9 protein-coding genes and 1 other RNA gene are annotated in these 12,343 nt (G+C 39.3%); 4 read left to right on the top strand and 6 right to left on the bottom strand.

Annotated features, from left to right (window positions below):
• Window positions 1-5: 5 nt before the first annotated feature.
• The 4 genes from rnpB to FNH22_RS01995 form a co-directional block, all read right to left on the bottom strand.
• Window positions 6-411, bottom strand: an RNA gene (gene rnpB, locus FNH22_RS02010) — RNase P RNA component class A.
• Between the two features lie 81 nt (window positions 412-492).
• On the bottom strand, window positions 493-894 hold the full coding sequence (locus tag FNH22_RS02005; RefSeq protein WP_143396638.1) for a YbjN domain-containing protein: 402 nt from the start codon (window positions 892-894) through the stop codon (window positions 493-495).
• 50 nt (window positions 895-944) lie between these two features.
• Entirely contained in the window at window positions 945-1,751 is an 807-nt protein-coding gene (locus tag FNH22_RS02000) for a DUF2279 domain-containing protein (RefSeq protein WP_185154043.1), read from the bottom strand.
• Window positions 1,752-1,800: 49 nt separating this feature from the next.
• Window positions 1,801-6,360, bottom strand: a complete 4,560-nt coding sequence (locus tag FNH22_RS01995) for a translocation/assembly module TamB domain-containing protein (protein WP_143396636.1) — start codon at window positions 6,358-6,360, stop codon at window positions 1,801-1,803.
• An 11-nt stretch (window positions 6,361-6,371) separates the two neighbouring features.
• On the opposite strand from FNH22_RS01995, the gene tsaD reads away from it, so the two are divergent.
• The 4 genes from tsaD (at window position 6,372) to FNH22_RS01975 (ending at window position 9,438) form a co-directional block, all read left to right on the top strand.
• Window positions 6,372-7,376 (top strand): tRNA (adenosine(37)-N6)-threonylcarbamoyltransferase complex transferase subunit TsaD, encoded by a 1,005-nt coding sequence (gene tsaD, locus FNH22_RS01990; RefSeq protein ID WP_143396635.1) that lies wholly within the window; start codon window positions 6,372-6,374, stop codon window positions 7,374-7,376.
• A gap of 218 nt (window positions 7,377-7,594) precedes the next feature.
• On the top strand, window positions 7,595-8,062 hold the full coding sequence (gene smpB / locus FNH22_RS01985) for an SsrA-binding protein SmpB (RefSeq protein ID WP_143396634.1): 468 nt from the start codon (window positions 7,595-7,597) through the stop codon (window positions 8,060-8,062).
• A gap of 39 nt (window positions 8,063-8,101) precedes the next feature.
• Window positions 8,102-8,887 (top strand): C40 family peptidase, encoded by a 786-nt coding sequence (locus FNH22_RS01980; RefSeq protein WP_143396633.1) that lies wholly within the window; start codon window positions 8,102-8,104, stop codon window positions 8,885-8,887.
• A 44-nt stretch (window positions 8,888-8,931) separates the two neighbouring features.
• Window positions 8,932-9,438: an HNH endonuclease gene (locus FNH22_RS01975; RefSeq protein ID WP_143396632.1), complete on the top strand. Its 507-nt coding sequence runs from the start codon at window positions 8,932-8,934 to the stop codon at window positions 9,436-9,438.
• A 75-nt stretch (window positions 9,439-9,513) separates the two neighbouring features.
• On the opposite strand, the gene FNH22_RS01970 is transcribed toward FNH22_RS01975, so the two are convergent.
• Entirely contained in the window at window positions 9,514-10,866 is a 1,353-nt protein-coding gene (locus tag FNH22_RS01970) for a PAS domain-containing sensor histidine kinase (RefSeq protein WP_143396631.1), read from the bottom strand.
• Window positions 10,856-12,247: a sigma-54 dependent transcriptional regulator gene (locus tag FNH22_RS01965; protein WP_143396630.1), complete on the bottom strand. Its 1,392-nt coding sequence runs from the start codon at window positions 12,245-12,247 to the stop codon at window positions 10,856-10,858. The genes FNH22_RS01970 and FNH22_RS01965 overlap by 11 nt, the downstream gene beginning before the upstream one ends.
• Between the last annotated feature and the right edge of the window lie 96 nt (window positions 12,248-12,343).

The following is a 12,343-nucleotide window of genomic DNA, read 5'->3' as shown; positions in this document are numbered from 1 at the left end:
AAATTAAAAAAAGTAAGCCGATAAGCCGGGTCCTGTACACTGATGTTTATCAATGTTCTTATCATTTATCTGGTCCTTATGTTACCATAAGGATCAATCAACCTACCCATCGCGCTACTTTTAGAAAGTTCAGACGAGCAGCCTTTTAAATGCGCGACTTATTTGGTCTTTCAACTCGTAAGGTTTACCATGCCCCCGATGTCACCATCAGAGCGGTGAGCTCTTACCCCACCTTTTCACCTTTTCCTCTATGCTGCGAACCAACACTGAGGTAGTTTATTTTCTGTGGCACTGTCTGTTCCTGTAGTTATTAAAACAACAGGACCTTCCTGTTAGGAAGTACGATGCTCTGTGTTGCCCGGACTTTCCTCTCAACTAACACAATAGCCGAGCGATAAGATGGCTTACGACTTAAAGTTAAGGCTTAATTTGAAATGAGCGCAATGTAGAAGAAAACAAAATACTGTTTATGCCAGGAATTTTCTATTCGGACTAGTGTACGTCTGCTCCGGTAAGTTTGAACTCATATTCATCTGCTACATTAGCTACTTCCTGAATAATCTCTTTTATGACCTCTTCAGTAACAGTCTCAACGAAACTGGAAGCTTCTATGTTGATGAAATTATCCATAATAACAAATTTTGCATGGTTAAGGTTGGCATTTTCTTCCAACAACATTTTGAGGTCTATATCTGAATTAAATTCACATATTTTAGAGGTGAATTCAATGGCTAAGCGATCCTGGTAACGCTTACCGTTCTTTAATTTACCGAGAACTGTCTGAAAGCGTTCATCTACCAAGGGAACGATGATAATAGATGTTGAACTGTCGTATTCGGAATAAGTACCCCCGATTTCTTCCGCGTAGCTCTTCATTAAAGAATTTAAGTCCATGGTTAAGTATTATTTATGATTGAATAAGTAATATATATAAAATACTTTTACTAGTAAATAAAATGTGCTTTTAATTCTTTATCAGAGAGTTCCAAGGTCGGTCCGGGTATTCTTACCATATTAATAAAGTATAAGATTGTGTTGATGATTTTTGATTTGGAATGATATTCATTTAGGTCAATATCTATCCCTATGAAATAGTGTCTTCGAGGGTTAAAACCATTTTGTTTGTTTTGTTGATCGTTAGCAAACACCATACCGCTGGCGCCATAGCCAAAAGACAGATTGATCCATTTGGGTATTTTTGCGTTGAACCTGGATAGGTCAAATGAAAGCCAGTATTCCTGGGCATTATAATCTTTAAGTAATTCTTCTCCCAGGTTACTTCCCAGTAATTCTGGCCTTAGCGCTGCATAGTTTGACCTTCGGAAATAATATTTTGGATGTATGCGTGTCTCATTCCAAATTCTATATTGAGCAAAGAATAGTGCTCCTCCCAGTGTATTAGCTGCTATGTCACCGATAGATGCTCCAAATCCACTTGAAAACCCGTCAAACACCTCAATAGGTGTAAGTGCCAGAAAACTGGATATAGTTCCCCAAAAAATAGCTTTTCGTTCAGGCAATCCGGACCATTTCAGCAGTTTGAAACTCGACTTACTAATATGAAAAGCACTGTAAAAATGCCCTGCCTTATCTATTTGTTTCCATTCCTTGTTGTCATTAAAAAACCGAAACGACTGCCGTTCAAAGTCCGAATACCACAAGCTGCCCAGTCCTACCATGGAGGTGGCATATACAGCTCCACTGGTTATTAATAATGGCTTGAGACGTTTTTGCTGCAAGCTGTCATTCATGGGAGCTTGTCCATAAGCCAACACTGGAATGCATAAGATGATATATGCCCTAATTAAGTTCTTTTTGAACACTATCCTCATTATTGGCAGATGTTTCAGGCGTTGGGTATGCTGATTTTTTTGCTTTTTTTCGACTTTTTTGAAAGAGCTCTTTCAATTCGTCAAAACTCTGGGTGTGAATAAGACTAAAACCCGTGGTGATCGTGTTTTGTGTATCTTCTGTGGGGTTAATAGGGTTGTAGTTTGTACGATTGTACATTTTTACTTTGAATTTGCCGTCATCTGTTAATAAGTACTCTAAGGTCCAATCGCCGGCAATACTGTTGACATCTGCTTTATTTTGTTGGTTGGTAAACCCGCCGTCTCTTGTTATTCTTAACCTACCATCTAAAAGTGTATAGGACAGGCGCAACTGGAATGTGTTGAACTCATCATTGTCCATGGCTCCCAGGTCAAGATCTATCTCCAGGTTTTCGTCCACCTGGGTTACCCAATAGCTAAGCTGGTTGGATAGTAATTCACTCACGCTGCGTGATATTGAACCACCGGTATTAAAGGATTGTAGTGGACTAAATCTCCTTAATATGATCAAACTGAATACCTGCCTTTTTAACTCTTGCTCATCAATACTGTTTTTAAAAGCCAAAAACTGAAATTCCAGGTCTACGCTTTCGGTACTGGTCACTTCATCTTCGGATGTTATCTGTACTTGCAGGTTTCTGGGTAATTCTTCGGTAACGATGTCAAAAACTACTTCCGGAGACAGCAGGCGCCCTTCAATGTCCAATAATACCTTTACAGGATAATTTCTTCGTAGTTCTGTACTACCGCTATAGTCCAGTCCCGTATTTGATTCCAGGACAGGAAGAAACGAGGCCACCTGGTTATATGAGGCGTTTATATCAAGTATACCTTCATAAGGATCTCCATACCAGGAGATCTTGCTGTTAGGAAGCATTTCAAACTCTTTATTAATGATATTATACAAAGTGAAGTTATATCCGCCCTCTTCAATAACATAATCGCCAAACATGTTGAATTCCCCTTTGGTATCAATTTGCAGTTTAAGGTCTCCATTTCCTCTGCCTCGAATGATATCACCCGCTTTAATATCAAAAATTATTTCGCAATAAGCGTCGCGCGTTATTTTCAGGTCAAAGTCAAGATTAAGCCCACGCAGATTCGTTTTACTCTTCAGTAAATCCGTGAAAGTGGTCGAGTCTTTCAGATCAACGAAATTGATAAATTCTTCCTTTTCAATGTTACCGGAATTACCTATCGGAATAAATATCTTAGTTCCTTTGTCAGTTTGTGCATCGGCGGTGATAGACATATTACTGACTGGCCCATAAAATTTAATATTTCCGGTCGCGATACCTGTGCCATAGAAAAGACTATTGTCTTTACTTGTGGTATTTAATACCATAAACTCTCTGATTGACCCATTGAGATTGATAAAGAATTCTTTGAAATTCTGATGACTCAGAAACCCGTCAATGTTACCAAGGTTGCTGGCCTCATCTGCCACACTGACATTTTTAAAGCCAATTTTATTTTTATCCATGTAAAATCCACCATAAAAGCTGTAATCTGTGTTCAGATAATTGACATGCATACCTCCATTTCGTATGGTTCCTTTGCCTGCTATCTGTGGTTTGCCCGGGGTGCCATTTACTTGTAAAGAACCTCTGGCTGTACCTTTAATATCTGTGAAATAACTGCTAAAAAAGGGCTCCAGAAATTTAAGCTCCGTATCATTAAGTGTTACTGAAAGATCAAGACCATTGTCCAGGTTTGGGGTGTAGAAACCTTCTATATCGAAAACCCTTTTTTCAAACCGGTCTATAAAAACACTCACATCGAAGCGTTTTTGTTGATTATCCCAAATGTTTTTTCCATATATATCTCCCACTATAAAATTATCAATGGCAAACTGTGAAATAGAAAGCTCACTATTGACCTGCAGATTATTATAAGCATCAGATATAGTGGTATATCCATTAATTCGTCCAGCCAATTGTTTGTTTAAAATACTGTTCACATTATCTATTTCCAGGCTGTCGATCTGAAAAGTGAGTGTTTCTCGAGGGTCTTCTGATAAACTGCCATTGATAGAAACACGTTGCTGTTCATGATAAACAGACATGTTGGAAAAGCTTATATCTCTGCCTTGTATGGTGATCAGATTATTTTCTTCAAAAGCCCATTTATCCGTTAGTATTTGTAAGTCAGAAGGGTCGAAATTTATCTCTGTATGATTTGGGAGAAAGTTGATGGCTCCGGTAAGTTGAGCATAATTAGGATACTTGATTTGTGTGAGGTCAAACTCAAAGTCAATGTGATTATTGCTCCAAATGCCCTCAAAGAAAAGGTCTTTTGTATTTACCCTGGAAATTTCCTGAAATTCTGAGGTGACATACGTTAATGCTAAAACATTGGTGCTATCGGCAATTTTTGAGATATTCAACTGGATCTCATCATTGATAAAGGTATCGCCTTTGTAAATCAAGGTATCTATGTTGCTTTGGATATTTAAAATGGATGTGTAACCTCCTGTTATGTTTCCCTCTATCTTGGTGAAGGGAGAAAGATGCAGGTCAGGCACAAATACTGACGCGATCGGATCAATATCTTTTATGTTTAAGGAATAGTTCATACTATAATCTTTATAATCTAATTCTTTGTTAGTATAGTAGTTCCTTAGCTTTTGTTCGTCGTTTTCAAGGTTAAGTTTATACTCATAAATCAGTCTGCCCAGCTCTTTATAAACAGTAGTGAATTCAAACTCACCATCTATTTTTGCTGCAAATAAACTTGTATTGATGAATATATTACGTAACGTTTCATCTTTATCGGATATGATGGATAAGGAATCAATATGCAGTACTTCTTGCTTTCTGCGTATTGTAGTGTTGATAAAATTAGCAGATCCCAGAATTTCATCCACTTTAAGCCCTCGTGCCTTTACGTCCAGGTCGCTCTGAATAAAAATGTCTTCCGTTGTCAGATTAAGCGGCCTGAGTAATGCTGTATCCAGTTGTACATTCAAATTAAAAAAGTCAGCTCCCCCGCGTATATCTATGGAGCCATTCATATCCATTTTCAGATTCGTATCATTAATACTTAAAAACCCTTGAAAAAACTCTTTGGTAAATCGTGCATCTGTAGTTATATCCTCGTAGTTATAGTTATTTAATCCAATACTGTCAATCCTGCCTTTTAGCTCAAAATCAGCTTGTTCCAGCGTAAACCCCGTGCCTTGTATAGCACCGTTAAGCGTCACTTTTTGAAAGATCTCATTATCGGTGTATCCTCCTATGTCGAAATCTATCATTTCCAGTGCGCCTTTGTAATAAGATTTGCTGATATCTTCATCCAGTTTCAAATTAATATCTGAGTTGATCCGACCATATTTGGTATAGAAATCACCGTTAGCGACAAAATCATTCACAAAGCCTACAAATTCTGCATTAAAACCTACATTTTCTAAAGGGGCCAGTCGGTTATAGGTTTTAGGCTTGATATATTTTTTCAGGTCATTTATTGTTACATATGAATCTGACAGATCAAAATCTATAGAGGTCTCATCTATGTTTGGGAGCCCTACCATACGTACTTTGCCACGGACCATTGAGCCACTTCCGAATTTTAGGTCCATGTCCGATATCAGAAAGGAATTGACTCTTCCACTGAAATTTCCGGTTATATCATAATATTCGTCAAGACCCTTGAAAGATGGAATGAATTCCGTCAATTCATTGCTGTGAAGCAAAGTCTTATCAAAATGTGCATTTATTCGTACCCTTGAATTGAAGCTTTTCACGTCAGCCAGCTTATTGTATTGGAATACAACGGAGTCTTTGATGCGACTCTTACCTATAATAAGGTCCAGTTCATTGAACTTCATGGCTTTAGCACAAAGGAAAAAGGACGTTTCCATTTTGTCAATGCGTAAACTGGATACACTGTCTTTCCCTTGTAAAGACCGTACATCCAATGCAAGTGTATCAGCAACGATGAACAGGTTTCCAAAATCACCATTAATATCATACACTGTGAAATGAGAATAGTCAAATCCTGTTTTTACAGAGTCACGAAAGGGATCGTTATATTTGAATTTAGTGTTGCTTAATTTAACATGGTCAATGGTGAAAGATGCTGAAGGCTTGTTCTTCTGCTTCTTGCCTCTTAACTTTCTTATGAATTCATCAATGTTGAGTGCATAAGCAGAATCGTTGACAGCGATCTTTTCCAGGTATATGTAGGCATGATTTAAATAAATATCATCTAACCCCTTATCAGCTTCTTCAAAGAATGTCATCAATTGATAATTGACCTGTACGGACTGTGCATTAAGCATAGTATTTCCCTGGGGGTCTATAATAGTAAGTCCTTGAATAGCTATTTGGTCAAACCAATCGATATTAATATGGCTTATGGATACTTCGTAGCCTGTAAGTCTTTCCAGGCGTCCCGAAAAGTGATTAACGAGTTTAGTTTGGAAGTACGGGATCTGTATTACCCCGGCCAGTATCACCAGTGATAAGAAAATCACGAAGAGTGTCCAAAGTATTGTTTTGACAATACGTTTTTTAATAACTTGCGCCAAAATTTTCAAGAATGGGTCCCACTATACTCGCTATTGAGTCATCTTGCGATGAAACGTCTGCTGCTGTTATCAAGAACGGCAAAGTACTTAATAATATAATAGCAACGCAATCAGTACACGAAAATTATGGTGGTGTGGTTCCTGAACTTGCTTCCAGGGCACATCAACAGAATATAGTACCTGTGGTGGATGAGGCGCTTAAAACGGCTGATATTCGTAAAGAGCAGCTAGATGCTATTGCGTTTACGAAAGGACCAGGTCTGCTTGGAGCTTTATTGGTAGGTTCCTCATTTGCGAAATCAATGGCCCTGGCGCTGGATATTCCACTCATAGAGGTGAACCACATGCAGGCGCACATTCTTGCACATTTTATAGATGATCCGAAGCCAGCTTTTCCATTTCTATGCCTTACCGTAAGTGGAGGGCATACTCAAATTGTACTGGTCAAAGATTATCTGAATATGAAAATTGTGGGGGAAACCCGTGATGACGCTGTAGGAGAGGCCTTTGATAAATCAGCCAAGCTTATGGGATTACCTTATCCCGGAGGACCATTAATAGATCGCTACGCTAAAGAAGGCGATCCGACGAGGTTTCATTTTCCTGACAGTGATATTGATGGACTGGATTTCTCATTTAGTGGGATAAAAACAGCTTTTCTCTATTTTCTCAGGGCCGAGAAGCGGAAAGACCCCGAGTTTGTTGAGAAAAACCTTTCTGACATTTGCGCTAGTTTACAGTTCAGTCTTATAAGAACACTTCTTATGAAGCTTGAAAAAGCCAGTACGATGTATGGTATTCAGGAGATAGCCGTGGCCGGAGGCGTATCTGCGAACTCAGAGCTGAGGAATACGCTGGAAACCGTGGCTAAAGAAAAAAAATGGAATGTATATGTGCCACAGATTCAATATTGCACGGATAATGCGGGTATGATTGCCATAGCTTCACACTATAAGTTTTTAAGCAAAGAGTTTTCATCTCTCTACACCAGCCCGGAAGCTCGTATGAAGATTTAACTCCGTCAGAAAACGATCAAATTCAAGAATAATGGATGCTTATCATACTAATCCATGTCGTATCAGGTTTATAGAAATGTCAAACGTCTGTTCTATGAGATTGGCTTAGCTATAAAAGCGTTGTTTTTTAAGCGCATTTTTAATTATAAATACGCTATAAACAAAAGATGATAAAGTAAGCCCGGTCACTTTGAGTTTTTTTCTACCTTTGAAAAGTCATGGCAAAAGAAAAGACAAGATTTTCTAATAATATCAATATTAGGAATAGGAAAGCGAGCTTTGAATATGAGTTTATCGACACCTATGAAACCGGTATTGTTTTGAAAGGGACGGAGATTAAATCCATTCGTGAAGCAAAAGTTAGTCTTCAGGAAGGATATTGCTATTTTAGAAAGAGTGAGTTATTCGTCAAAGGGATCAACATTGCCCCCTATGAGCAGGGCTCATTTTATAATCATGAACCAACACGGGAGCGAAAGTTACTTTTACACCGTCAGGAGCTATCTAAATTGGAAACCAAGAGCCAGGAGAAAGGGTTGACAATTATACCTATAAGGCTTTTTATCAATAGTAAAGGGTTTGCTAAAGTCGTCATTGCTCTTGCTAAGGGTAAAAAACTTCACGACAAACGTGATAGTCTGAGAGAGAAGGATCAGAAGAGAGAAATAGAAAGACATAGATTCTAGTTGAATTAAGTAATACCTAATAAAGATTATATATCTATAATGGCAATAGCATTTGGCATCTGCAGATTGAGTATCGCACCAGTGAGGGAAGCAGCCAATGACAGAAGTGAGATGGTTACACAATTATTGTTTGGTGACCATTACACTGTATTGGAATCAAGTGAAAACAACAAATGGCTTAAGGTAAAAATTGAGTACGATGGATATGAAGGCTGGATAGATGCACTCCAGCATCACGAAATACCACAGGAGTATTTTCGTCAGGTGAATAGTTCGGATTATAAAGTATCTCTGGACCTTACGTCAAGTATCTTATACAGGAAATACCCCATTAACATTTTGATAGGTAGTATACTTCCGATAGCTACTACGGAACTTTTTAAAATGGAGGAGCAACTGGCTTTTAATGGAGAAGCTAAAGGGCTAAGCTTGAAAAGAGAGTTTGACTTTTTGAAAAGTATTGCATTAAAATACCTCAATGCTCCGTACTTGTGGGGAGGTCGTACACCTTTTGGTATTGACTGTTCAGGGTTCACCCAGATTGTTTTTAGGATTTGTGGATATGGTCTGCCGAGAGATGCATCTTATCAATCTGTCGAAGGCGTGTCGGTTAATTTTGAGGATAGAAGTGCCGGCGATCTGGCCTTTTTTAATAATGACGAAGGAGATATTGTTCATGTTGGAATTATTCTTAACAAGGAAGAAATTATACATGCTTCCGGGAAAGTACGCATTGACAAACTGGATGAAGAAGGTATATTGAATGTTACTTCAAGCCTTCGCAGCCATTATTTGCATTCTATCAGGCGCATTCTAAAAAAATAATTAGCACGTTTTGTATCGTTTCATGTTCCGGTTATCTTAAAGGGATGAAGCGAAAGGTACTTGTACTAAATCAGGACTATAGCCCTATTTCGGTGTGTACAGTGCAGCGTGCCTTCTTACTTACTTTTTTGAGAAAAACAGAGATGGTAGCACCTGCTAATGGCTATAGGCTACGTTCTGTTTCGCAAAGCTTTCCTATGCCGGCGGTTATCCGGCTTACAAAGTATGTGAATGTACCTTATAAAGGTGTGGCGCTTAGTCGTCAAAATATTTTTAAGCGAGACCAATTCGAGTGTCAGTACTGTGGGACAAGATCAGAATTGACACTGGACCATGTAGTGCCGCGTTCTAAGGGAGGAAAGTCATCATGGGATAATCTGGTAACAGCCTGTAGACGATGCAATACACATAAAGGAGACGACTCTCCTGAAATGGCAGGAATTAGCCTTAGATGCAGGCCATTCAAACCGTCATACGTTTTGTTTTTGCGGGATTTTTCCGGTTTTCATTGTGAAGAATGGATGCCTTATTTAGATAAAAGGAAGGGATAATTCTCCGTATTTTCTTTAAGGAATTGAGGCAGTTTAGGCTTGGAAAGGAATGTTAATGCATGATCCGGGTTTCGATCAAAAAGTCATTGTGAAAACGGTGAATTCACCGGATTCTGATTCTACGGTAAGTGTGCCGTTGTGTAATTGCATAATCTGTCGGGATAAGCTGAGTCCTATCCCTGAGCCCTTACTTTTGGTAGAATAGAATGGAATAAATATCTGATCCAGGGCTTCGCGGATAATGCCCTTGCCATTATCTCTTACTTTGATCTGCGGATTATCGAGGCGATCTACATCTGCCGTAAGATTGATCTCAGGGGCTGGGTGATCAGGTTCAAAAGCTTCTACCGCATTTTTTACCAGGTTGATCAAAACCTGCTCTATAAGCTCTTCGTCTACATTTACCATTAAGCTTTCAGGCTTTACATTAATAGAGATCGTTACGTTAGATTTTCTAAGCTCCACTTTCATCAATCTCATGGTGTATTCCAAAAGTTGTTTGACAGCAACTTTGCCAATCTTAGGAAGTGGAATGGAAGTGTAATCTCGGTAGGCGTCAATAAACCTTATGAGCCCCTGGCTACGTCCTTCTATTGTGCCTAACCCCTCTTGCAGGTCTTCCACGGCTTCTTCAGGCAATTCGTATTGACCTTGTTTCTCAGTTAGATCTTCTATCAGGATGTCTTTCATTGTAGAAGTTAAAGAGGCAATAGGAGTAATGGAATTCATGATTTCATGACGCAATACCCGGGTCAGATTTTGCCAGGCTTCCAATTCTTTCTTTTGCAGCTCCGGTTGAATATTTTGAAGGGCTACGAGCTTTATTTGCGTTCCTCGTAAAATGATATCTGTGGCGTGTACAGAAAGTTGTATATCTCCTTCAATGCGGTGCAAGGTACTTTTGCCAGTTGGGAGGTCAAACAGCACTTTGTACAGGCGGGATTGACTTTCAATCAGTTCATCAATGTTGCGGAGCGTATCTACTTTTAAGAACCGCTTAGCCGTGGCATTAATGAGTTGTACCTGCCCCTCTGTGTCATAGGAGATTAATCCGGTACTTACGTGTTCTACAATTGTATTAAGATACTGTAAATGTTCTTCTTTTTCTGACCGGGCCTTCCTAAAAGCTTCTAATACTTCATTAAAGGCAATATTGAGGTCTTTGAAACTTGATCCCAGCTGATTGTCGGCGGAAAAACCACTGATAAAATCAGAATATTTAATCGATTCCAGGAATAGTGTAAGCTTACGATTGGTCCTGGCAATAAAACGATAAAGTTCCAGCAGTTGAGATATGGATACTAGACCGAACAACACCGTAGTGACGATCATATTGGGATCATTGATACTCCATGCAACCCCTGCCATGGTCACACCCACCAGAACTACCCTGATGGCCACCTTAAACCTAAAGTCTTTAAAGCCCATATTTCTCTAACCTGCGGTACAAAGATGACCGGGTTAGCCCTAATTCGGAAGCAGCCTGGGTAATATTACCATTATATTTTTTTAGCACTTTTCGGATCAATATTTTTTCAACATCTTCTAATTTAAATTGATCCAGCATTACATTATCTCCATCCAGTTGTTGTTGAGGCTGACTGGTGAAGTTAAAATCTTCTGGCTGCAACACCTGGGAATTACCCATGATCACCGCCCTTTCCAATGCATGTTGGAGCTCCCGAATATTACCGGGCCAGTTATGTTTTTGCATTCTGGTCAGAGAGGCATCACTGATCTTGCTAATGTTCTTATCATATTTCTCTGAATAGTGTTTTAAAAAATGCTCGGCGAGAACAGGGATATCTTCAAGGCGGTCTCGAAGGGGGGGTAACTCCACTTCTATGGTATTGATCCTATACAGTAGATCCTGGCGAAATTTGTTTTCTTTTACCATATCATATAATGGCATGTTTGTAGCACAAACAAGCCTGATATCAATTTCTACCTCCTTATTGGCGCCTACGCGACTTACTTTCCTGTTTTGGAGTGCAGTGAGCAATTTGGCCTGCAAGGGTAGAGAAAGGTTACCAATTTCATCCAGGAAGAGTGTGCCTTTGTTGGCTATTTCAAACCGGCCCGGACGGTCTTCTTTTGCATCTGTAAATGCTCCTTTTTTATGCCCGAATAGTTCGCTTTCAAAAAGGGTTTCGCTGACTGAACCCAGGTCAACATTTACAAAAACCTGGCCTTTTCTGGGCGAATTATTATGGATGGCCCGGGCTATTAACTCTTTACCGGTGCCGTTCTCTCCTAATATGAGCACATTAGCGTCTGTGGCGGCTACACGGTCTATTGTTTCAAATACCTTTCTTATAGAGGCGCTTTGTCCTATAATATCACCATATCGGTCGTTAATTTTTAGGTTGATAGCCTCCTGCTTTGTTTTGAGATCTTCTACTTCTAATCGGGTTTCCCGCAGCCGCATGGCTGAAAATAAGGTGGCCAGCAGTTTCTCGTTTTCCCATGGTTTTAACACAAAATCCGTAGCTCCCGCTTTAATTGCTTTGACAGCCATTTGAACATCACCGTAAGCGGTTATTAAGACTACTACGGAACTGGGATCTATTTCCAGTATCTTTTCCAACCAGTAGTAGCCTTCTTTTCCACTGCTAACGTCTTTGGTAAAATTCATGTCAAGGAGTATGACATCGTACGATTCATTGTTGAGAAGCGTAGGAATAGTTTCAGGATTGGTTTCCAGGTCTACCTGTTGGAAATGCCGTTTGAGGAAGATCTTAGCGGCCTTCAATAAGTCTTCATTATCATCCACAATGAGTATTTTACCCGATTTACCTTTTTCTGTCATACGTTTAATTTCTTATAAAAGAGCATTTGCAAAGTTGATACCGATTTTAAGTAAAGTACTGATTAACTGTAATTTGGGCACTTTTGGCCTGGATAA

Source organism: Fulvivirga sp. M361, assembly GCF_007097395.1.
GTDB lineage: Bacteria > Bacteroidota > Bacteroidia > Cytophagales > Cyclobacteriaceae > Fulvivirga.
This window is presented reverse-complemented; position numbering and strand designations above follow the sequence as displayed.